The organism is Sulfurimonas iocasae, assembly GCF_047716755.1.
In the GTDB taxonomy this organism is placed as follows: Bacteria; Campylobacterota; Campylobacteria; order Campylobacterales; family Sulfurimonadaceae; genus Sulfurimonas.
Genome location: NZ_CP180409.1, coordinates 1,212,160 through 1,233,716 on the forward strand (window position 1 = coordinate 1,212,160; position 21,557 = coordinate 1,233,716).

Annotated in this window: 24 protein-coding genes; 15 read left to right on the top strand and 9 right to left on the bottom strand. The window is 32.7% G+C overall.

The features are described 5' to 3' along the window. Positions 1-19 precede the first annotated feature (19 nt). Positions 20-325: a hypothetical protein gene (locus ACLHDE_RS06130; RefSeq protein WP_415398323.1), complete on the top strand. Its 306-nt coding sequence runs from the start codon at positions 20-22 to the stop codon at positions 323-325. Positions 326-357: 32 nt separating this feature from the next. On the opposite strand, the gene cysS is transcribed toward ACLHDE_RS06130, so the two are convergent. The 9 genes from cysS to murJ form a co-directional block, all read right to left on the bottom strand. Next, positions 358-1,758 (bottom strand): cysteine--tRNA ligase, encoded by a 1,401-nt coding sequence (cysS, locus tag ACLHDE_RS06135; RefSeq protein ID WP_415398324.1) that lies wholly within the window; start codon positions 1,756-1,758, stop codon positions 358-360. 14 nt (positions 1,759-1,772) lie between these two features. After that, positions 1,773-2,078, bottom strand: a complete 306-nt coding sequence (locus ACLHDE_RS06140; protein ID WP_415398325.1) for a CcdB family protein — start codon at positions 2,076-2,078, stop codon at positions 1,773-1,775. Continuing rightward, complete coding sequence (locus ACLHDE_RS06145) at positions 2,078-2,323, bottom strand: type II toxin-antitoxin system CcdA family antitoxin (RefSeq protein ID WP_415398326.1); 246 nt, start codon at positions 2,321-2,323, stop codon at positions 2,078-2,080. The genes ACLHDE_RS06140 and ACLHDE_RS06145 overlap by 1 nt, the downstream gene beginning before the upstream one ends. Positions 2,324-2,409: 86 nt before the next feature. Continuing rightward, complete coding sequence (locus tag ACLHDE_RS06150; protein ID WP_415398327.1) at positions 2,410-2,904, bottom strand: DUF2938 family protein; 495 nt, start codon at positions 2,902-2,904, stop codon at positions 2,410-2,412. Between the two features lie 77 nt (positions 2,905-2,981). Then, positions 2,982-3,731 carry a hypothetical protein gene (locus tag ACLHDE_RS06155; RefSeq protein ID WP_415398328.1) on the bottom strand — a complete coding sequence of 250 codons (750 nt, stop codon included), beginning with the start codon at positions 3,729-3,731 and terminating at the stop codon, positions 2,982-2,984. After that, positions 3,710-3,931, bottom strand: a complete 222-nt coding sequence (locus ACLHDE_RS06160) for a hypothetical protein (RefSeq protein ID WP_415398329.1) — start codon at positions 3,929-3,931, stop codon at positions 3,710-3,712. The genes ACLHDE_RS06155 and ACLHDE_RS06160 overlap by 22 nt, the downstream gene beginning before the upstream one ends. 62 nt (positions 3,932-3,993) lie before the next feature. Next, positions 3,994-4,431: a MarR family winged helix-turn-helix transcriptional regulator gene (locus ACLHDE_RS06165; protein WP_415398330.1), complete on the bottom strand. Its 438-nt coding sequence runs from the start codon at positions 4,429-4,431 to the stop codon at positions 3,994-3,996. After that, positions 4,431-4,664, bottom strand: coding sequence for a DUF2798 domain-containing protein (locus ACLHDE_RS06170; protein WP_415398331.1), 234 nt, complete (start codon positions 4,662-4,664; stop codon positions 4,431-4,433). The genes ACLHDE_RS06165 and ACLHDE_RS06170 overlap by 1 nt, the downstream gene beginning before the upstream one ends. Before the next feature lie 213 nt (positions 4,665-4,877). After that, positions 4,878-6,284, bottom strand: a complete 1,407-nt coding sequence (gene murJ / locus ACLHDE_RS06175; RefSeq protein WP_415398332.1) for a murein biosynthesis integral membrane protein MurJ — start codon at positions 6,282-6,284, stop codon at positions 4,878-4,880. Between the two features lie 99 nt (positions 6,285-6,383). Between murJ and ACLHDE_RS06180 the strand changes: the two genes are divergently transcribed. From ACLHDE_RS06180 to ACLHDE_RS06245, 14 genes are all read left to right on the top strand, one after another. Beyond that, positions 6,384-8,288: a flagellar assembly protein A gene (locus tag ACLHDE_RS06180; protein WP_415398333.1), complete on the top strand. Its 1,905-nt coding sequence runs from the start codon at positions 6,384-6,386 to the stop codon at positions 8,286-8,288. Then, complete coding sequence (ruvA, locus tag ACLHDE_RS06185; protein ID WP_415398334.1) at positions 8,289-8,855, top strand: Holliday junction branch migration protein RuvA; 567 nt, start codon at positions 8,289-8,291, stop codon at positions 8,853-8,855. Positions 8,856-8,915: 60 nt separating this feature from the next. Next, positions 8,916-9,257: an arsenate reductase family protein gene (locus ACLHDE_RS06190; protein ID WP_415398335.1), complete on the top strand. Its 342-nt coding sequence runs from the start codon at positions 8,916-8,918 to the stop codon at positions 9,255-9,257. Between the two features lie 11 nt (positions 9,258-9,268). Then, positions 9,269-10,306 (top strand): D-alanine--D-alanine ligase, encoded by a 1,038-nt coding sequence (locus ACLHDE_RS06195; protein WP_415398336.1) that lies wholly within the window; start codon positions 9,269-9,271, stop codon positions 10,304-10,306. Further along, entirely contained in the window at positions 10,306-11,049 is a 744-nt protein-coding gene (locus ACLHDE_RS06200; protein ID WP_415398337.1) for an alpha/beta fold hydrolase, read from the top strand. The genes ACLHDE_RS06195 and ACLHDE_RS06200 overlap by 1 nt, the downstream gene beginning before the upstream one ends. After that, positions 11,042-12,487, top strand: a complete 1,446-nt coding sequence (locus ACLHDE_RS06205) for a Mur ligase family protein (RefSeq protein ID WP_415398338.1) — start codon at positions 11,042-11,044, stop codon at positions 12,485-12,487. Before ACLHDE_RS06200 ends, ACLHDE_RS06205 begins: the two co-directional genes overlap by 8 nt. An 8-nt stretch (positions 12,488-12,495) precedes the next feature. Then, the gene (locus ACLHDE_RS06210) at positions 12,496-15,189 is read left to right on the top strand and encodes a DEAD/DEAH box helicase family protein (RefSeq protein ID WP_415398339.1); all 2,694 of its coding nucleotides are present in this window, start codon (positions 12,496-12,498) and stop codon (positions 15,187-15,189) included. Then, complete coding sequence (locus ACLHDE_RS06215) at positions 15,186-16,352, top strand: restriction endonuclease subunit S (RefSeq protein ID WP_415398340.1); 1,167 nt, start codon at positions 15,186-15,188, stop codon at positions 16,350-16,352. The genes ACLHDE_RS06210 and ACLHDE_RS06215 overlap by 4 nt, the downstream gene beginning before the upstream one ends. Next, positions 16,349-17,296 carry a DUF4238 domain-containing protein gene (locus ACLHDE_RS06220; RefSeq protein WP_415398341.1) on the top strand — a complete coding sequence of 316 codons (948 nt, stop codon included), beginning with the start codon at positions 16,349-16,351 and terminating at the stop codon, positions 17,294-17,296. Before ACLHDE_RS06215 ends, ACLHDE_RS06220 begins: the two co-directional genes overlap by 4 nt. A gap of 184 nt (positions 17,297-17,480) precedes the next feature. Next, a complete protein-coding gene (locus ACLHDE_RS06225; RefSeq protein WP_415398342.1) occupies positions 17,481-18,953 on the top strand; it encodes a type I restriction-modification system subunit M in 1,473 nt (490 codons plus the stop codon). Positions 18,954-19,016: 63 nt separating this feature from the next. Beyond that, entirely contained in the window at positions 19,017-19,169 is a 153-nt protein-coding gene (locus ACLHDE_RS06230; protein ID WP_415398343.1) for a hypothetical protein, read from the top strand. Next, the gene (locus ACLHDE_RS06235) at positions 19,141-19,752 is read left to right on the top strand and encodes a Fic/DOC family protein (protein ID WP_415398344.1); all 612 of its coding nucleotides are present in this window, start codon (positions 19,141-19,143) and stop codon (positions 19,750-19,752) included. Before ACLHDE_RS06230 ends, ACLHDE_RS06235 begins: the two co-directional genes overlap by 29 nt. 1 nt (position 19,753) lies before the next feature. Next, a complete protein-coding gene (locus ACLHDE_RS06240; RefSeq protein WP_415398345.1) occupies positions 19,754-20,233 on the top strand; it encodes a TRAP transporter small permease subunit in 480 nt (159 codons plus the stop codon). After that, complete coding sequence (locus tag ACLHDE_RS06245; RefSeq protein WP_415398346.1) at positions 20,230-21,513, top strand: TRAP transporter large permease; 1,284 nt, start codon at positions 20,230-20,232, stop codon at positions 21,511-21,513. Before ACLHDE_RS06240 ends, ACLHDE_RS06245 begins: the two co-directional genes overlap by 4 nt. The last annotated feature ends 44 nt before the right edge of the window (positions 21,514-21,557 follow it).

Genomic DNA, 21,557 nt, shown 5'->3' on the forward strand with positions numbered 1-21,557 from the left:
AATTATTGGAATAAAACAAATGGCAACAATCAACAGTTCTTCTGTACATATAAAAGATGTAAATATTGATAACGATACAAAAGAAGCGTTGGAGAAAACGCTAAATAATCTCAGTGATGATTGGATTGCTAGCAGTATTACGGAGGTGTTTAAATCTTACTCGTCTAAGTTGATAACATTTCACGATATTCTGGATGAAGTTGACAATATTTTATATGGTGAACAGGGAGGAGAGGCCACTCTCGCAATGCTCCAATCTGCTGAAGACTTTAAGAAAGAATTTTCAAATACTTATCAAAGTATTAACTGTGATGTGGCTTCATAAATTTGACATCTATATGTAAGTATTTATAATACTTATGCTTTTTCCCAAAAAGTTCCTTGCGGTGTATCCATTATGTTTACACCAAAGGCTAAGATTTCATCACGAAGTTTGTCTGATTCTTGGAAGTTTTTCTCTTTTTTAGTCGCATCTCGTTTTACAATAAGGTCAAATATCTTCTCTTTTGTAGGAGCATCTACCCCAAACTGAAAGTACTCATAAGGGTTTTTGACTCCAAATCCTAGAACTGCTTCTATATAGTTTAAATTTGAGATAGTTTCGCGTTTAAGAACTTTATGTTTTCCTGCAGTGTCAAGTGTCTCGTTTGCATTTGATACCATCTCATCAATAAGTGCTAAAGCAGAAGATACGTTCATATCATCACTTAGAGCCTTTAGTAGAGCCTCTTTAAACTCAGTCGCATCTGTGTTGTCAGCTAGTCCAAAAAGTCTCTTTTTAAGTCTATATATCTTGTCAAGTCTCTTTTTAGAACTTGCTAAATCTTGGGTGTTGAAGTTAAAGTTACTTCTGTAGTGCGTACTTAGGAGGTAAAAGCGTAAAACCTCTCCGTCATACTCTTTTAGAGCATCTTTTAAGAAAAAACTGTTTCCTAAACTCTTAGACATTTTCTCACCGTCAATGTTTACAAAACCGTTATGCATCCAGTAATTTGCAAGTGCATGGTTAGTTGCACATCTTGTCTGGGCTGCTTCATTTTCATGGTGTGGAAAAAGAAGGTCTGCTCCACCACCATGGATATCTACTGCAAACTTTGCACCCTCAGATGCTAGATGCTTCTCTATCATCGCAGAACACTCTAGATGCCAACCAGGACGACCTTTGCCAAAAGGAGATTCAAAAGTCACAGAGCCGTCTTTTACGCTTTTCCATAGAGCGAAATCTGCGCTATTTTTTTTCATTGATGAGCTTTCAACCCTCTGCTGTTTGTCTTCGTCATCTTGAACTCTGTGAGAGAGTTTTAGGTACTCACTGTCACTGGCAGTGTCAAAGTAAACATCACCATCTTTAGTTGGGTAGGCGTGACCTGCATCTATGAGTTTTTGGATAAGTTCTGTCATGGCTTCTAAAGATTCTGTAGCTTTTGGCTCGATATCTGGACGAGATACACCTATGGCATCCATCTCTTTATGAAATGAGTTTGTATAGAAGTCTGTAATCTCTTTGATGTCTTTACTAAGTTCTTGTGCTTTTTTGATGATTTTGTCATCTATGTCCGTGATGTTTCTGGCGTAAGTTACTTCGTAACCGTTAGCTTTTAGAACTCTTGTGAGCAAGTCAAAAACCAAAGCACTTTTAGCGTGACCAAGGTGTGCGTCATCATAAACAGTCGGTCCACACACATAAAGAGAGGCTTTGCCTTCTACAAGTGGAGTAAACTCGCGTTTTGTTTTTTGTACTGAATCGTATATGTACATTTAAATTTTTCCTTTTAAAAGCCAGTTGTCATAAAGTCAACGGCTGAGATAATTTCATCTCTTTTATCTTTAACTGAACATATAGTTGAACCTAGATTATCCATAGATATACCTGCTAGTTCAGCTGTTGACATAGTAACTGTTAAATCATTTATTTTAAACTGAGGATTTAGTATTTTTGCTGGTTTCATATTTAAAACTAAAGGAACAACAACTCTTGTTGAAAGATTTTTTAGTATATCGTTTTGAATATCAAGCAAAAATGGTATCTCTCCATTTGTTTTTTGGTTTGTATTTTCATAAATATCAAACTGAGCCATTAAAAACTTCTTATTTCATCGCTGAAAGTACCATGTTTGGCAACTCTTTCATTATAACTATTTATGGAAGTCTTATTTTGAGCTTCCCAGTTCTTAATCTCTTGCTCTTTGATGAGTTGTATCAACGTCTTTTCTAAAGAGTTAGAGATGTTTATATGAAGCTCTTTTGCTTTTTTGAGCAAGTCAGAATTTATACTAAGATTTGTTGCTTTTTTCTTTGCATGAGAATTATAAAGTATAGTCATCTGTATCTCCTATGTGTATAAAGTATGTGTATAATTATAGCATTGAAAGTAGACAATGTAAAGAAGAAGTTTTTTTATATCCTTAATTAGAATTTATAATATAAGTTAAATACAATACCAACACCAAGTCCATATATAATATGTGAAATTGTAGGGGCTAATATAGTATTAGATTTTACAGATTTTTTTAATCCTAATATACCCCATCCAAATGATGGCATCATCCAAAACCATGGGAAAATATTTGTTAAAAATCCAAATATCATACCGTATAAAATATGATTTATTTCAAATCCTATATTAAATACATATAAAATCATAGGATATAATATCGTGATGCCACAACCTGCTATGATATAATGAAAAAACTTACCGGCATTAACTTCATTTGGCATAGTTCTAGTATTATCAATATTATCATGTGTAAAAGTACCTTTTAACATTAGTAAAAACCATTTTCCTATATGCTGAACTGTTACACCGCTACTAATTCCCTTTTTTGACATAAAACTTTCTGTCATGTCCATAAATACAGAACCAATCAACCCTGCAATACATGATACTACTAATATTTCAATCATCTTATTATTCCTTTAGATGTAACGTTCTAATTCATTAATAAATACCCGTAAGGCATTTATTAGTGTTCGATGATTTGTCATGCATACTTTGCATTTAAATAACTCATTCCATGTTTTGCTTTTGATGTGAGTAAGTCACCATCTGGAATACTAGTTATTTTTCTTATTTCTATTTTTGATGTTTCGGTTGACTCAGCTTTATCAAGATCTTCAGACTTAATTAATAACTCAAATCCGAGCATTATTACTGTTTGTCGTCCAAATAAATTATCCTCTGGTTCAACCGTGTCTTCAAAAGCAAAACCTGGCACACAGCTCACTTGAAGAATTTTAGAATCAAAAAATCCTTTATTACCTCCAACTTTTAATGGAAGTGTGCAGTTTTCAAAAGTAACTGCACCGAAAAAATCATACTCATAATTTTCTACTCTTTGTAAGTATTCAGAAGATGTTTTTCGATTATGAAATAAACATCGTTTACCATCAGTAAAAATAAAATATGTTGAGACTCTTGTATTATTAATCATAAATTTTGTCTTTTTTTCATTGGGAAGTTTATCAATATTCGCTGGTAATGAGCCTTCTTGTCTATACTCAGTGTTAATATTGTCTTCAAGTAATTTTCTAAATGCATTTGGCACTTCTTTAATCGTCATATCACTAATGTAATCATTGATGCATGAAGGAAAATTACCTTGCTCAATCACCATGGACATTGGTAATTTACCTTTATTTTTGACACTTGATTTTCTTAACCAAGTTACAGTTTTAACCACAATTGATTTTAAAATGATAATAGATAATGTTATTTTCCAATCAATAGCCATGATTCATATTCCTTTTGTATTTGGCATAAAAAATGTTGCCCCTTCTCCTGTAGAAAAGTGTTGTATAGTATAAATTTTCCAATTGCTTTTTTTATCAAAAGATTAGCATTTTTTAAAGCTTTTGTAATTCCATTTAGTGTCATTGTTCCACCTTCAAAATAATCATTTTGAAAATAAACGAGTATTAAAGCTTTTTGCATAGACTTTTTTTCCTTTTCCTTTAAATTTATAATGAATATTTTAGCATAAGTCCTGTCTTTTTCTAAAAATTTCTATCCATCTTTTTAAGTGTTTCAAATGTTATGGATAGTTCTTCGTCGCTAATATCCTTAAAAAGAGCACTATCTACAATTGAACTTAGCTGCAAAAGTTCATGAGCTATAGCCTGTGTTTGTTGTGTTGCTTTCACAAGATATGCACGTGGGTCAGTAGGGTGTTCAACTTTTTCAATATAGCTTTTTTTTTCAAGACGTTTAAGTGTTGTGGATAGGTTTGAAGGTTCAACTGAGATTAGGTCACACAATTGCACTTGCGTCATATCGCCTTTTTCACATAATGCTAACAAAATAGCTCGTTGTTCCGCGGTAATACCATATGGCTTTAGTTTGTCATTCATTCGTTTTCTCATTTTACGTTTAACACGTGCAATAAGTAACCCTAAAGTTGCCGTTGACCCAAAAGTAGATACTTGTTCCATCATTAGCTTATATCTTTTGATGCAATTTTCATCGCTAAAAATCGCATATGTGGTAAGATAAACAGTAATGAAGGAAACGCTATAGCAAAAGCAGCTAGCCAAGCATGAAGCCATATATCTACAAAACCATTAATAAATCCAAGGTTTATTAATGAAATAGCAAATGACATAATAAATGTCATAACAAAAGCAATTAAAAATGATTGCACCAAAGAGAGATGTTTTTTGGAAATCATGAATACTCCTTATTTTTATACTGTAAGTATAGAGTAATAAGACTTAAATAGTTATTCAAATAGTTATTCAAATAGTTATTTAAATAACTATTTAATGCTCAACATGATAACTAAGTTTTGTTATATCTATTTTTTTTGATATAGCCCTCTTTTTTCATGCACTGATTAATTTCTTTTCTATTGTTTAATTATTTTAGCAGGGTTTGTGATTAATCAAATATAAGAACCAATAAAATCTTTAAAAACTAAAAGCAACCCAGCAAAAACGACCGTACCGATTACAAGATAGATAGCATTTTTAGAACGTAATATCTCAAAAAAGTTTTTAACTCCAAATACTTTTATAGTAAGAGTAAAACTCACAAAGCCACCGACTGTAGATGCGAGGGCTAGTCCGCTTACTCCCATTGGAGAGATAAGAGATAGTGCGAATATGATGTAAGTGATTAAAGAGTAGGTTGCTATCTTGGCTGCTTTCATTTGCATCTCTTTTGCATATAGCCATAGAACAAATAGCTTTTGAAGTCCAAATGGAAGTAGTCCTATCATATACATCTGCAATACAAGAGTGGTGTTTTGAGTGTCTTGAGTACTAAATGCACCTCGCTCAAAAAGCAGCCAAGTTATCTCACGTGATAGTATAAAACCACCAAGAGTACTTGCTGTAAGTAAAAACGCTAAAAACCAGAATGCACGTTGCAAAAAGAGTAGGGCTTTTTCTTCATCCTTGTTCTTTATGTATCTGGCAACTCTAGGAAAAAGAGCTATAGAAGTAGCAATGGCAAAAAGAGCAAGGGGGAGCTGGAAGATGCGGTTGGCGTAGTATAGGTATGAGATAGAGCCTGTTATTAAAAACGATGCTAAAAATGTATCTAAAAATGCACTAACCTGAGCAGTTGAGTTTCCCCACATAGCAGGAAAAAACTGTCTTCTAAACTCTCTTGTGTCTTTTTTGATGATTTTTGATTTAACTCTCAGATGTCTGAAACCACCTAAAATAAGTTTGCTTAGTCCCATTTTTTGGATGGCAATAATATGAACAGCCAGTTGCATTACTCCACCAATGACTACACCCCAACTTAGGTAGTAAACTATCTCTGTCTGGCTTTTGTCTTGTGAGAGAAGTAGAGCCAAAATTAGTGATATGTTTAAAAGGGCAGTTGAAAAGGCTGATGTTGCAAAGTGGTGTTTGTACTGAAGCATAGTGCTTAAAAAAGTGACTGAAAAGATTAGTGGCAAGTACCAAAAATTAATAGCTACAAATGGAGATGCCAACTCTATTGTTGCCGTGTCAAAACCCACTGCTATGGCTTTTGTGGCAAGAGCAGGCAGAAGATTTACAAGTAGAGTTATTATAAGTATGATAGATGAAAAGACTATAAAGATATTTGCTGAAAAAACACCCTTGTGCGAAGACTTAGCAAAGGCTGGTATAAAGACTTGAGTAAAAGCACCTTCTGCGAAGATACGACGAAAAAGATTGGGTAGTTTAAAAGCTATGAAAAAGATGTCACTATATATATTTGCACCAAGAACGGATGCTGTTAGTAAATCTCTTATAAATCCTAAAATTCTTGAAAACAAAATTCCAAAACTGTTTGTGAAAATAGCTTTAAACATGGGCTTCTTTATATAGAGTTTTATACTTTTACGAAAGTTTAACAAATATTTGATTAAAATAGAGGCTTTAATTTTAAAATTTAATCTTGGCAGGTAAAAATGGCGTTGTTTGGCTCAAACAAGAAGACTACTAAATCATCCAAAAAGATTCGACCAACTGTTATACGTACGCAAAACGTTGCAAAAGAGTTGATATCAATCGCAAAATCAAATGAGGTAAGTGTCAATACTATAGATTTCAATATACTAGAATCACAAACATATACAAGAGTCAATAATGGTGATAAAGAGGCAGACTGGGAAGAAGTTGCAGAGGAAAATCTTTCAGAGATAGAAGATAAAGGTAGCTTCCTAGATAAAAATTTCCAAATTAAACAGATGTATGAAATAGAAATCTTCTCAAAAACAGATAATGATCCATACAGTGACTTTAATTTAGCTGTTGGTGCCAATGCTACTAAGTGTAAAGTATACCTGAACATTAAAGAAGGTTCCAAAGTCTCTTTTAGTCCAAGATTTGAGGAAGATCTTCTTATCCTTATAAACAAGAGTAAAGTACGTGCAAACATCTTGATAAATATTTTTGATGAGATGCTCTCAGATGTAATCTCAAAAATAGTCGCTCATGTTAGAGTAGAAGAATCAGCTGTTTATAACAAAAGTGAAACGCACTTAATAGCTAAGGCTTATGAACCTACTCCTACTACTAATGACGCTTTAATCTTACACTATGATAAAAAAGACACTGTTGATGAAAAAGGTAAAATAGACTATGCAAACAGGGGTTTTATTCAGAGTGTACATAAAGATGAACTTCTTATTGAATATATAAAGATAAAAGAGGGGAAACCGGGTAGAAACTGTCGTGGTGAGTTTATGGAGCCCAAAGAGCCAATAGAGGAAAACACACCTACCTTTACTACTGATGATACTATAAAAATTATTGATTCTGATAAAAGCATAGAGTATCGTGCAGTTGAAAATGGATATATTGCTCTTGATGGAAATTTGTATACAATTAAGTCTGAAATTGATATAGGTGAGATTAGTTTTAAATCTACAGGTTCTATCTCTGCTGGTATAGACTCAGATGTAAATATCAGTGTAAAAGAAACTGATTCTGTCAAAGATGCTGTTGGTACTGGTATGGTTGTTGAAGTTAGTGAAATAGACATAGATGGTAATGTTGGCTCAAATGCTAAAGTTACAGCACATAAGGCTACCATAGGTGGTCAAACTCATAAAACAGCAATAATAACAGCGGATAATCTAAACATAAATGTTCATAAAGGAAAAGCATATGGAAAAGAGATCCATATATCAAGACTTGAGCATGGAGAGGTAGATGGAGAGATGGTTGAAATATCTCAAGCTATAGGCGGACATATAAGAGCTAAAGAGATACAGATAGAAGTATGTGGTTCTTATGTTAATGCAACTGCTTCAAGACTCATAGAGATTAAAAAGCTTCAGGGAAGTGAAAATGTTTTTACCATAGATCCACTGCTTAAAAAGTCTGCTCAAGAGGGGCTTAACGAGAATCAAAGTAAGATTACTGAGTTAGATAATGCAGTTGAAAACATAAAAAAAGAGATACTCAAGTATAAGAAATTGGTTAAAGATAATCAAGCAACTTTTAATGATGTAAAAAAACGTTTGATTCACTACAAAAAAAATGGTGTTAAAATGCCAGCATCTTTTGTAAAGCAATATAAACAGTTTCAAAAAGTGCAAGAGCACTTAGTGACTATAAAAAAAGAGTTTGAAATAAAAAATGACCAGCTAAATCTACTGACTACTAAAACAGCATCTTTTCAGGATAATATCTTTGATTCAAGAATTATTAACAGGGATAGATGGGTTGGCTTTAATGAGATAATATTTAAGCTGGTAGATCCACCGCTAGAATTATCTTTTAAACCAGAAGAAGGTTCAGCAGATAAGATATTTTCTATAGTTGAAGTAGACGATGGAGAATATAAAATCAAGGCGGTTAAAGAGTAGATGATAGTTGGAATAATCGGAAATGTAATATATAAAGAACCTACTTTTGTACATGTTGATGTTAGAGGAGTAGTTTATGAAGTTTTTATCTCTTTACATACTTTTTCAGCCTTAGGAAATGATGAAGTTAAACTCTTTACTACGCAGATTATTCGTGAAGATGCACAACTACTATTTGGATTTTTGGATATGGCGGAGAAAAAAATGTTTGCCAGACTCATAAAGATTAATGGTGTTGGACCAAAGGTTGCAATGGCAATCTGCTCAACATATACACCTAACCAGTTTGCTACTGTAATAAATAATAAAGATATGAACGGGGTAAAAAAAGTTCCGGGTATCGGTCCTAAAAGTGCAGGGCGAATTTTGGTTGAACTTAATGGTTTTGATGTGGAACTTATCTCATCTGGCGATGCACCTAAAAGCTTAGCATTTACTCAAGCAAGTGAAGCACTTGAATCACTAGGGTTTAAAAAGGACAAAATTGCTAAAGCACTTAGTGCATGTAACGGTGATGACACAGGTTCACTTGTAAAAGAGGCTCTAAAACTACTTCAAACTATTTGAAATAGTGCTAATAAGCTAAAAGTGCTATAATTGTGAGTTTTTAATTAAAGGGATAGATATATGAAACTATATGGCATACCTACTTGTGGTAGTGTGAGAAATGCAAGAAAATTTTTTAAAGATAATGATATTGATTTAGAATTTATTGACTTTAAAAAAACTTCTATTGATTGCGTGAAAGTTGATGAGTGGTTAGGGCAGATAGAAATGGACGTTCTTTTTAACAACCGCGGTACTAAGTACAGAACTTTAAAGCTCAAAGACTTGAGCCTTGATGAGAGTGGCAAACGTGAGTGGCTTTGTAAAGAGAATATGCTTTTAAAAAGACCAATAATCGAGTTTAAAGGTCAAGTTGTAGTTGGCTGGGACGAAGAAAAATACAAAGAAATATTTATAAAGTAAGGAATTACAAGTTGAAATTAACAATTTTATTCGGTGGTGCTAGTTTTGAACATGAGATTAGTATAGTAAGTGCTATAACTCTAAAAGAGAAGTTGGCAGGATTTGACTTAAGCTTTATTTTTTGTGATTTAGACCATAAATTTTATTTGATAGATTCATCAAAAATGAAAGCTAATACTTTTTCTAATGGGGAACATAAAAAGATGCCACAACTTAGCATCACTAATGGTTCATTTTCTCAAAAATCTATGTTTAGCTCAACTGAGCATTCAGGTCCTGTTTTAAATCTAATTCATGGTGCTGATGGTGAAGATGGCACTGTTGCATCTTTGCTTGATTTTTTCTCTATAAAATATATAGGGCCAAGAACAGATGCCAGTGTTTTTTCGTATGACAAAAGATATACAAAATGGCTTTGTGAAGCTAAAAAAATAAAAAGTGTAAAGTATGAAGTTATTTCATCAAATGAACACAAAAATATTAGTATAGAGTATCCAATTATCGTTAAACCTGCGAGACTTGGTAGTTCTATAGGTGTGAGTATTGTAAAAAATGAAGGTGATCTTGACTATGCTCTTGATGTTGCTTTTGAATATGACAGCTCTGTTATAGTTGAGCCATTTATAGAGGGTGTAAAAGAGTATAATTTAGCAGGTTTTATGGCAAAAGGTGAAATGTACTTTTCTATAGTTGAAGAACCTCAGAAAAACGAGTTCTTGGATTTTGAGAAAAAATATATGGACTTTTCACGTTCAGAACAAGTTTTAAAAGCAGATATAAGTCCTAAACTTGAAGCTAAGCTAAAAAGTAGTTTTGAGAAAGTTTATAAAAATCTTTTTGAAGGCGCACTTATTAGATGTGACTTTTTTGTAGTTGATGATGAAGTACTTCTAAATGAAATAAACCCTATTCCTGGTTCTATGGCAAACTATCTCTTTGAAGATTTTAAAGCTTCATTAGAGTTACTTAGAAACTCACTTCCAACACATAAAAGAGCAAAAGTAAATTATGAATATATTCACTCTATTAGTCAAGCAAAAGGTAAATAATGGCTATTAAGTCTATACAGTATAACCAACACACTTTAGATATAAGTTATGAAATATTAAATCCAGAAGCTTCTGTAGACTTGATTATATTACATGGTTGGGGAAGTAATAAAGGCTTAATGAAAAAATCATTTGCTCCATATATGGATACTTTTCGTCATATATACATAGATCTTCCTGGTTTTGGAGGCAGTACTTGTAATATTGCCCTAAAGACTAAAGATTATGCAAGAATTGTTGAACTTCTTATGATTCACATCAATGCATCTAAAAACATTATACTTGGTCACTCGTTTGGTGGGAAAGTTGCTGTTTTACTAGAACCTAAAGTTCTTGTTTTAGTTGCTAGTGCAGGTATTTACGTACCAAAATCTTTTAAAATAAAAGCAAAAATAGCCGCTTTTAAACTTCTTAAAACTTTTGGATTTGCAAAATTTCGTGCATTCTTTGTAGCAAAAGATGCAAAATCTTTAAATGAGCCTATGTATCAGACATTTAAAAATGTAGTTGATGAAGACTTTGCTGATGAATTTGCTGCCTACAACGGTAAAGCACTTCTTTGTTGGGGAAAAGAAGACACTGCTACACCTATAAGTTCAGCAGTAAAAATTGATGAGCTTATAAAAGATTCAACTCTTAAAATTTACGATGGTGATCACTACTTTTTTATGACTCATGCCAAAGAAGTTTCTCGTGAAATTGAAAATACATTTCTAAAAACTTTGGAGCATCATAATGTTTGATTTTGCGATTTTAATAGCCTTTGTAACAAATGTACTTTTTGTAACCGTTTTAGGATGGTATCTCATAACTAACTTACAGTGGTACGATTATAAACTATCTCGTGTTATTTTAAAACATCATAAGCCACATTGGCATCTGCTGTACTTTTTTATACCTTTTATAGCGTATTACACAACTGGAGAGTTTTTTCCTATTTTCTTTTATTTTGCAGTAGCTCCTGCTATTTTTATTTGGCATAAAAAATTAGATAAAAAGCTTGTTCTTACTTGGAGAGTTAAAAGATTTTTGATTCTTTTAGTCTCTTTGGTCCTTTTTCAAGATGTACTTTGTACTTTAAAAGATGCTTGTGGAACTTACGGTGTATTTATGCCTTTGGCTTTGGCTTATATCGGTAGTTTTATGATAGAGAAGTTTCTATTTATGGCATTCGCTAAAGAAGCAAAAAAGAAGTTAAACAACATAAAAGACTTACAAATAGTTGCAATCACTGGAAGCTACGGAAAAACAAGCATCAAAAACTTTGTGAGAGAGATACTTGCTACTAAGTACAATGTCTATGCAACTCCAAGAAGCGTAAATACTCTTGGTGGAATCATGCGTGATATAAATGAATCGTTGCCAAGTGATACTGAGATATATGTATGTGAAGCAGGGGCAAGAGAGAGTGGGGATATTTATGAAATAACTACTTTTTTGGAGCCTCAGATTGTAGTAGTTGGTAAAGTTGGAGAGGCTCATTTGGAGTACTTTAAATCTCTGAAAAATATTATAGCAGCTAAACTTGAAATCATGCAATCACCAAGACTTATGAAAGCTTTTATACACACTTCTGTAACGGATGAACCGCATGAAAAAGTAACTTTTTTTGGTGATAATATTCAAAACATAGATGCTACTTTAGATGGAACGGATTTTGAGCTAAAACTAGGTAATAACACACTAAAGCTTCATACAAATATATTAGGCTCTTTTCAAACTATGAATATCGAAGCAGCTGCAAATATTGCTAAAAGTTTTGGTATGAGTGACGAAGAGATAACTAAGGCAGTTGCAAAGTTAACTCCAGTTGAGCATAGACTTCAAAAGATAGTAGCTGGTGGTAAAATCATTATAGATGATGGTTATAACGGAAACATAGACGGAATGCTTGAAGGCATAAGACTCTGTTCACTCCACGAGGGCAGAAAAGTCATAGTTACACCTGGACTTGTTGAGAGTAGTGATGAGTTGAATCTAAAGCTTATAGACGCTATAAATGATGTCTTTGATATAGTAATTGTTACTGGTGCATTAAACGCTAAACTCTTTGAGAAGAACATCAAAGTGACAAATAAAACCATACTTCACGACAAATCAAAAATCCAAGATGTTTTAGCAGCTCAAACAAAAGCAGGAGACATCATACTCTTTGCAAATGATGCACCGAACTTTATATAGGTATTTGAATGAATGAAGCCCAAACGCGAACTAATTTAATTGATGATGAATTAAACAAATGTGGTTGGGATGTGAAAGACATCACTAAAGTAATCCAAGAATACGAGATAAAACTAGACGAAGATTTACCAGAGTTTTTTGACAGAGCTAAAAGGTATGTAGATTATGCTCTTATAAACAGAGTTGGAGAAGTTATCGCTGTTGTTGAAGCTAAAAGAGAGGACAAAACTCTTGGTAGCGCTAAAACACAAGCTCAGTATTATGCTCAGCGTATTAAAAATACTCAAGGTTTTGCTCCATTTATTTACATAACAAATGGACATGAGATAGAATTTTGGGATATTGAAAATTACCCTTTGCGAGAAGTTTTATCTTACCACTCTTTAGATGATTTAGAAACTTACTCAAAACGAAATAACAACAACACGAAACTCTCCCCAGAACTTATAAACAAGACAATAGCAGGAAGATACTACCAAATAGATGCTGTTACAAAAACACTCCAAGAGTTAAATGAAAACAAGAGAAATATTTTGTGGGTTATGGCAACAGGAACAGGAAAGACCAGAACAGTTATCTCTTTAGTTGATGTTTTACTTCGTGCTGGCAAAGTTAAAAGAGTTTTGTTTTTAGCAGACAGAAGAGAACTCGTCAAACAAGGGCTTGATGATTTTAAAGAACACATGCCAAACCAATCAAGACAACGCATAGAATCAGATAATTTCGAGAAAGATAAACGCATCTATGTTTCAACTTTTCAAACTATGATGAGTTTGTTTAAAACTACAGAGATAAGCCAAGGTTTTTTTGACTTAATCATAGCAGATGAGAGTCACAGAAGCATCTACAACTATTACGGACAACTTTTTTTAAAGTTTGATGCCATAAAGATGGGGCTTACTGCAACTCCAGTAGAGTTTGCAGACAGAGATACTTACAAGTTCTTTGGCACCGATGGAGGAAATCCTACTTTTGCATACACTTATGAAGAAGCCATAAAAGATAAGTTTTTATCGCCTTATGATGTTGTAGATGTAAAAACAAACTTCTTAGCTGATGGCATCAGGTTTGAGATGCTACCTAAGGCTGAACAAGAGAGACTTTTAGTTGATGGCTATGACGCAGATGAGATAGACTTTGAGGGAAGTGCTGTTGAGAAAATGGTTAAAAATGATGATACTAACCGTAAAATCTTAACTACACTTATGGAAGATGGATACAAAAATCCTCTGACAAACCTATCTGCAAAGACAATCATCTTTGCCATAAACAAATCCCACGCTAACAGACTTGTAAAACTTTTTGATGAGCTTTACCCTCAGTATAATTCAGAGGTCGCAAAAGTCATTACCTCTGAGCTTAACAACGCTGATGAGCTGATAAAAGAGTTTAAAGATAAGTATGAAAACAACAACTCCAAGTTTAGTATAGCCATCTCTGTGGGCATGTTAGATACTGGCATCGATGTTCCAAAAATCATGAACCTTGTCTTTGCAAAACCTGTCTTTTCAAAAGCTAAGTTTTGGCAGATGATAGGGCGTGGAACAAGACTTTATGATGGAGACTACAAAAAAGAGAAGTTTGTTATCTTTGACTTTTGGTCTAACTTTGAGTACTTTAACGAAAAACCAAGCGGAGAGACTCCAAAAGAGCAGTCGAGTCTTCACAGACAGATTTTTGAGCAAAACTTAGAGTTGTTGAAAAATCTAAGTGGAGATAACTTTGAGACTATAAAAAGAGAAGTTAAACAACAACTAGATGCCATACCAAAAGACGACTACTTTGTTAAAAAGCACTCAGCACAACTAGAACCATTTTTAAAAGACTTCGACAACAATCTCTCGCGTTTGAGTAGCATCTCTAAACTACTTGATAGAATCACAGTTCAAAACTACTCTGAGTTAAGGTTTAGACTTCAAACTAAAAAGCTACAAACTTACAAGATAATCCAAGACGATGAAAAACTACAAAAAAGCATTGAGAAAATAGTAACGGATGTTTTAAGACTTCAAAAAACCATCTCAGCAGTACAGATGCAAGAAGAGCTAATAGATGAGGCAGAGGAGGGCACTTTTTGGTTAGAGCTTGATTTTGTGGAGTCAAATGCTACTACAAATATCTTAGCACCGCTTATGGTTTACAAGTCTAAACGCCAAGATGCAAAAGAGTACCACTTTGACTTAGCAGATGCCATAAAGAGTAAAACAAACATAGAGATAAATCACTTAAGTGTAAACCTAGAAGTTTATGAAGAGCATATCTTAAAAGTTATACAAAAACTTACAAACGAAAGTCCGACTTTGCAAAAACTCTTTTTAGGTTTGCATCTAAGCGTTGAAGATATAGATGCACTAAAAGATGAGATGCTAAGAGAAGAGATAGATGCTAAGGTTTTAGGAGAGATGTTTGAGTGTAAGTCTGATGACTTGGTAGAGATATTTCAAAGCATCATAAACAAAAAAGAGTACAAACTCCCGCATCTACTTGATGAGTTTTTAAAAAATCACTCACTAAGCTCTACACAAATAGAGTTCATAAAAGCCATAAAGCACTATGTAAAAGAAAAGCACGACATTTCAAGGAAAGATTTAGTACAAAACCCATTTACAAAGTTCCACAAGATGGGAATACAAGGAGTCTTCCAAGGCTCACTTATGAATGAACTCGTAGAGATAATAGATGACAAAGAAGATAGTAAATGATAGAGAATTTTCCTGATGGGTGGAGAGTTGAGAAGTTGGGAGATATTTGTCAATTTATTAATGGGTACTCTTTCAAGAGTAATGCTTTTCAAAATCATGGCATACCAATTGTAAGAATAGGAAACCTAGTTAATGATGAGATAAATTTAGCTGATAGTGTTTGTTATAAAGAAGATAATAAATTAAAACCTTACATAATTTATAGAAGTGATATTTTAATTGCTATGTCTGGTGTTACAACTGGAAAAATGGCATTTAGTAATTTAGATAAAAAACTATATCTAAATCAACGAATAGGTGCTATGAGAACTAATAAAAGTATCTTACTTTCAAAGTATTTGTTTAATTTTTTATTGGGTAAAAAATCTTATTTACTTTCATTAGCTGGTGGTTCTGCTCAACCAAACCTTAGTAGTAATGATATAAAAAAATTAATAATTCCAATCCCACCACTTCCACAACAAGAAAAAATAGTAAAAGTTCTTGATATTAGCTCGGCTTTGATAGAGAAGCAAAAAGAGCTTATAAAAAACTATGACCTATTTTTAAAATCAAAGTTCATAGAGATGTTCGGCGACCCAATAAAAAATCCTTTTACGTGGGAAGTTGAAAAGCTTGAAAAATTAGCAAATATAAAAACAACTTCAATTAATTCTGACAGGATTACGAATGAAATATATATAGCCCTTGACAGCATAGAAAAAAATACTGGTAAACTAGTTAAAGTTTATAAATCAGATGAGTCAAATATTAAAAGTAATAAATATATTTTTACTTCAGATATGTTGTTATATGGAAAACTTCGTCCATATCTTAATAAAGTATTGTTACCAAGTTTTAACGGAATATGTAGCACAGATATTTTACCAATTAAACCAATTGATGATATTTCAACTAAACAATATGTAGCATATTATTTGAGACATACTAAGATAGTAGAATTATTATCAAATAGTGTTTCAGGAGCTAATTTACCAAGAGTATCTCCTAAAATATTAAGAAATTTAAATATTCAAAATCCCCCACTAACCCTACAAAACAAATTCGCATCTATAGTAGAAAAAACAGAAATTATAAAAGAAAAAGAGAACAAAAAACTAACATCTCTACAAACCCTACACAACAGCCTGATGGACAAAGCTTTTAAGGGAGAGATAATATGATTAAAAAAAAGCAACACTATGTGAGTCAGTATTATTTAAAAGCTTGGACAAATGAAAAAAATCAAATAATATGTCTGAGAGAAGATAAATTATTTCCATCAAATACTATGAATATTGCACAAGAGAACTATTTTTACGAACTACAAGATTTAACAGAAGAAGAAAAAAATCATACATATAGTTTTGCTATGCAAGCACCAAGTAAATATTTACAAAAGTTGCATATTGATTTTATACATAATTATTTAAAAGTTTTTAAATATGAGAATATAACTAGACATTTAATAGAAGATAAAAAAGAGCAAGTAGATGAACTACTAAATCAACATAAAAAAAATTATGAAGAGGATTACCACGCTCAAATAGAGGGCATAGGAAATAAATATTTAGATTTAATAAGAGATGGAAATATTTTATTTTATTATGATGATACTACAGAAGATAGAATGATGTTTTTATTTTTTATTGCTTTGCAATACATGAGAACAAAAAAAAGAAGAAATGCAGTAATCCAAGAATTTGAAAAAGACAACCTAAATATGAGAAAAATATGGCCTATTTTAGCACATCTAAGTGCTACAAATATAGCTGGTGGGCTACACTTAGAAAAAGAATATAATTTAGTGTTGTTAATAAACAAAACCGATATTAATTTTATTACAGGTGATCAACCTTTGATAAATACTTATAGTGTAGAAAATAAAAAAAATTTAGAAGATCATGAACTAGAGTTTTATTATCCAGTGAGTCCGAAACTATCAGTATTAATAACTAAAGATATAAAAGATAGTAGAGAAATAATTATTGCTGATGAAAAAAAGATTTGTTTGTATAACGATATGATTTTTAAATCCCATGAAGAACAAATATATGCAAATAGTAAGATTCATTTAGTAAGATATTTAGAGCTTAAAAAGAACTATAGTGATGAAAGCAGTGGATAGTTATTATGAAAGATGATCCATTCTACCTATCACAAAAGTTAATCTGCAAAGCCTCCCTTGGAGTCTTGTCAGTAGATGGGAACTTTGTGAGAATTATACAAAAAAATATAGAAATTGTAAAGAGATTAAGAAATTCGGAATTTCCGATTTTTCTATAAACTAAAAATGAAAAGTAGGGAAAATAATGTTCGTAAGAAGTGAAGTAAAAAGTAAAATAGACAGCATCTGGAACAAGTTTTGGAGTGGTGGCATCGCAAACCCTCTTAACGCCATAGAACAGATAAGCGCACTTATCTTTTTAAAGATGCTAAGTGAAAGAGATAACCAAAAGAAACTCCAAGCTTCCTTTACAGGCGAAGAGTACGAATCTATCTTTAAAGATGAGAAGATGGCTTCATGGGATGAGTTTCGTGAACTTGATAGTGAGTCGATGATGCAGACTGTTCGTGACAAAGCATTTCCTTTTATAAAAAACTATAACGAGGGGAGTGAGTTTAACAAGTCTCTTAAAGATTTGGCTTTTATCATCACTAAACCCTCTTTGCTTAGTGAGACTGTGGAGAGCATCCAAGAGATATTTAACATTTTAGAAAAAGATGAAAAAGGTTTTATGGATAGTTTGGGAGATATGTATGAGTATTTGCTAAGTGAGATAAGCTCAAGCGGAAAAAACGGACAGTTTCGTACACCTAGACATATCATACAGATGATGACTGAGCTTGTAAACCCACAAATAGGCGAGAGAGTTTTTGACCCGAGTGTGGGAACAGCAGGATTTTTAGTAAGTGCTTACACTCATATGTTAGCTCCATATACTGAGAAAGATGGAACTTTAGGAGCAAATCTCTCAGACAAAGCATCGTGGGATAAACTCTCAGATGATACTTTTTATGGAAATGATAGCGACATAAGTATGATACGAATATCTATGATGAATATGATGCTACATGACATACAAAATCCACATATAAAACAGATAGATACACTCTCTAAAAACTACAATGAAAAAGACAAATACGAAGTAGTTTTAGCAAATCCTCCATTTAAAGGAAGCATCGATAAAGATGACAAAAATGAAGGCTTTAGCATCTCATCTACAAAAACAGAACTTCTTTTTGTTGACCTCATTACAAGAGTTTTAGATGTTGGTGGAAGATGTGGAGTTATCATTCCTGATGGCGTTTTGTTTGGAAGCTCAAACGCACATAAGATGCTAAGACAAAATCTACTAGAGAAAAACGAGCTAAAAGCTGTAATCTCGATGCCAAGTGGAGTGTTCAAGCCTTATGCAGGAGTTTCTACTGCTGTTCTTATCTTTGTAAAAGGTGGCTCAACAGAGAAGGTTTGGTTTTATGACATGCTAGCAGATGGTTACACTTTGGATGACAAAAGAAATGTTACAGAGATAAACGATATACCAGACATCATAAAAAACTACGCTCTTAAAGATAAAGCTGACTACAAAGAGAGTAAAAAACACTTTTTTATAGATGCCGAACAAATAAAAGAAAATGATTATGACCTATCGATCAACCGCTATAAAACTATAGAATACGAAGAGATAGAGTATGCATCTACAGATAAGATTTTAGACGAGATGGAGAAGCTTTCTATAAGTATAGATGCTGATTTGGTAGAGCTTAAAGAGTTGTTGTAATGAATGATAAAAAGGTTTAAGATATAATGATGAATAAATTTATAAACTATATGGGGATATGAGATGAGTAAAAATCCAGTAGATTCTAAAGAACTTGAGAAAATCATAAGAACAACACAAAATATAGAAGGTTATAAAGAAGCTAATGCTGAAGTAGTAAAAGAGGTAAAGTTACTAAGGGAAAAGTATGGCATCAAAGTACAAAGTTCAAAGTAGTGACATATATATAAGAAATAGTGATGTACCTAAAAACAAGTTAAATATAGAAGATAGTACGCAAATCCATGAACTTGAAAAAGAGCTTTTAACAGAGGCTTATCAAGTTTTTTATGATGAACTCAATGAAGATACTATTTTTGATGAAGCATACTTTATAGAGCTTCACCGAAGAACTTTTGAAGCATTATATGATTGGGCAGGAGTTTATAGAGAACATAATATGGCAAAAGGCGAATCTAGATTTTGTCAAGGACTCTATGTAAAAAGTTCATCACAAAAAATATTTGCTCAACTTGAAGAAGAAAACTATTTAAAAGATTGTGAAAATATATCAAAAGAAGAATTTGTTAAAAAACTTGCTTATTATAAATGTGAAATAAACGCCTTGCACCCTTTTTATGAACTAAATGGTCGAATAACAAGACTCTTCTTTGATATGATTGTTTTGTTTAACGGATATAAGTATATTGATTATTCTTGTGTAACAGCAAAAGCCTACATAGATGCTGCAATAGAATGTGTACAGTTCGCAGATGAAACAAGTATGAAAACTATAATACTAAATGGATTAAATAAATAAAATGATAGATAAAAGCATAAAATATTTAGGGTACTTTACAGCTTTTATCTTAGCTATTTTAGTTTTACTGGTTGTATACGACGCAACTGCAAGGTACTTGTTTTCTACAGGTTCTATTGCTCTTCAAGAGTTGGAGTGGCATCTCTTTGATTTTATCATACTTTTTGGTATCGCTTATACTTTAAAAGAGAACGCTCATGTTAGAGTAGATATATTTTATGCTTCATATAGTGAAAAAACAAAAGCTATTGTAAATATAATTTCTCTAGTATTTTTTATACTTCCTTTTTCATTTCTTATTATCTATATAAGCATTGATTTTGTGGCTCTTAGTTTTGCCCAAAGTGAAGCTTCTTCAAATCCTGGTGGTTTGAAATATAGATTTATAGTTAAATCTCTTCTTCCTCTTTCTTTTGTTTTTTTAACACTTGTTGCACTTAAAGATGTAAAAATGAACTACAAAAAATGGAAGTCACTTTGATAGCTTTGTTTATGTTTATAGTAGTCCTAGCACTTCTTCTTATAGGAATACCAGTAGCTTTTGTTTTTGGAAGTGTGGCTATAGCTTTTGCTTTTCTTATCCCTAGTCTTGGGTTTGATGTTTTTGAAATCCTGCCTTTTAGAATCTACGGAATCATGTCAAACACAACTCTTATGGCAGTTCCTCTTTTTATAACAATGGGTTTGGTTTTGGAAAAGTCGAAAATGGCAGAAAGACTTCTGGTCTCTATGAGTGCTATGTTTCGTGACGTGCGTGGTGGTTTAGCTGTAAGTGTAGTTTTAGTCGGTGCGATGCTTGCTGCATCTACAGGTATAGTCTCAGCATCTGTAGTTATGATGAGTGTCATAGCACTTCCATTGATGCTAAAAGCAGGTTATGATAAAGGTCTTGCATCTGGAACTGTAGCAGCATCTGGAACTCTTGGACAGATTATACCTCCATCTATTATATTGATTATTCTTGGTGATGTAATGAGCGTAAGTGTAGGTGAGCTTTTTATGGGTGCAGTTTTACCGGGACTTGTTTTGGTTGGTCTCTATATAACTTACATACTAATACGTTCATATTTTTCACCTGAGATAGCACCGATTCCAAAGAATATAAAAGAAGTTTCAACAAAAGAAATAATCATCTCTATAGTTCCTCCACTTCTTTTAATGGTTTCTGTTTTAGGAAGTATTTTTGCGGGCATAGCATCTCCAACCGAGTCAGCTGCTTTTGGTGTTGTTGGTGCTCTAGTGCTTAGTTATATAAACAAGTCACTTAATCTCGAGATGCTAAAATATGCATCTTTAGAGAGTGTGAAACTTAGCGGTATGATATTTATGATTCTCATAGGTGCTACAGCCTTCTCTCTTGTATTTAACGAGCTAGGAGGAACTGATCTTATAGTTGAGTTTTTTCATGAAGATATAGGTGATGTATGGGTATTTATAGCTATCGCGATGATAAGTATCTTTATACTTGGTTTTTTTATAGACTTTATAGAGATATCATTTATTATTGTGCCGATACTTATTCCGGTTATGGAAGGTTTTGGCATCGACCCTATTTGGTTTGCAGTTCTTATTGCACTAAATCTTCAAGCCTCTTTTTTAACACCGCCCTTTGGACTATCTCTCTTTTTTCTAAAAGGTGCAGCTGGCGATAGTGTAAAGACCATAGAGATATACAAGGGAATTATTCCTTTTATACTTTTACAACTTTTAGGCTTAGGATTAGTTATACTTTTTCCAGATTTAGTTTTTGTATTTTTGTAAAAAAGATAAGTTTTCTTTAATTTTTATTTAAATAGAGTTATAAT

Bases quoted from the DNA above. Each gene is read 5' to 3' on its own strand.
- ACLHDE_RS06130 (WP_415398323.1), top strand. From the start codon at position 20: ATGGCAACAATCAACAGTTCTTCTGTACATATAAAAGATGTAAATATT.
- cysS (WP_415398324.1), bottom strand. From the start codon at position 1,758: ATGTACATATACGATTCAGTACAAAAAACAAAACGCGAGTTTACTCCA.
- ACLHDE_RS06140 (WP_415398325.1), bottom strand. From the start codon at position 2,078: ATGGCTCAGTTTGATATTTATGAAAATACAAACCAAAAAACAAATGGA.
- ACLHDE_RS06145 (WP_415398326.1), bottom strand. From the start codon at position 2,323: ATGACTATACTTTATAATTCTCATGCAAAGAAAAAAGCAACAAATCTT.
- ACLHDE_RS06150 (WP_415398327.1), bottom strand. From the start codon at position 2,904: ATGATTGAAATATTAGTAGTATCATGTATTGCAGGGTTGATTGGTTCT.
- ACLHDE_RS06155 (WP_415398328.1), bottom strand. From the start codon at position 3,731: ATGGCTATTGATTGGAAAATAACATTATCTATTATCATTTTAAAATCA.
- ACLHDE_RS06160 (WP_415398329.1), bottom strand. From the start codon at position 3,931: ATGCAAAAAGCTTTAATACTCGTTTATTTTCAAAATGATTATTTTGAA.
- ACLHDE_RS06165 (WP_415398330.1), bottom strand. From the start codon at position 4,431: ATGATGGAACAAGTATCTACTTTTGGGTCAACGGCAACTTTAGGGTTA.
- ACLHDE_RS06170 (WP_415398331.1), bottom strand. From the start codon at position 4,664: ATGATTTCCAAAAAACATCTCTCTTTGGTGCAATCATTTTTAATTGCT.
- murJ (WP_415398332.1), bottom strand. From the start codon at position 6,284: ATGTTTAAAGCTATTTTCACAAACAGTTTTGGAATTTTGTTTTCAAGA.
- ACLHDE_RS06180 (WP_415398333.1), top strand. From the start codon at position 6,384: ATGGCGTTGTTTGGCTCAAACAAGAAGACTACTAAATCATCCAAAAAG.
- ruvA (WP_415398334.1), top strand. From the start codon at position 8,289: ATGATAGTTGGAATAATCGGAAATGTAATATATAAAGAACCTACTTTT.
- ACLHDE_RS06190 (WP_415398335.1), top strand. From the start codon at position 8,916: ATGAAACTATATGGCATACCTACTTGTGGTAGTGTGAGAAATGCAAGA.
- ACLHDE_RS06200 (WP_415398337.1), top strand. From the start codon at position 10,306: ATGGCTATTAAGTCTATACAGTATAACCAACACACTTTAGATATAAGT.
- ACLHDE_RS06205 (WP_415398338.1), top strand. From the start codon at position 11,042: ATGTTTGATTTTGCGATTTTAATAGCCTTTGTAACAAATGTACTTTTT.
- ACLHDE_RS06210 (WP_415398339.1), top strand. From the start codon at position 12,496: ATGAATGAAGCCCAAACGCGAACTAATTTAATTGATGATGAATTAAAC.
- ACLHDE_RS06215 (WP_415398340.1), top strand. From the start codon at position 15,186: ATGATAGAGAATTTTCCTGATGGGTGGAGAGTTGAGAAGTTGGGAGAT.
- ACLHDE_RS06220 (WP_415398341.1), top strand. From the start codon at position 16,349: ATGATTAAAAAAAAGCAACACTATGTGAGTCAGTATTATTTAAAAGCT.
- ACLHDE_RS06225 (WP_415398342.1), top strand. From the start codon at position 17,481: ATGTTCGTAAGAAGTGAAGTAAAAAGTAAAATAGACAGCATCTGGAAC.
- ACLHDE_RS06230 (WP_415398343.1), top strand. From the start codon at position 19,017: ATGAGTAAAAATCCAGTAGATTCTAAAGAACTTGAGAAAATCATAAGA.
- ACLHDE_RS06235 (WP_415398344.1), top strand. From the start codon at position 19,141: ATGGCATCAAAGTACAAAGTTCAAAGTAGTGACATATATATAAGAAAT.
- ACLHDE_RS06240 (WP_415398345.1), top strand. From the start codon at position 19,754: ATGATAGATAAAAGCATAAAATATTTAGGGTACTTTACAGCTTTTATC.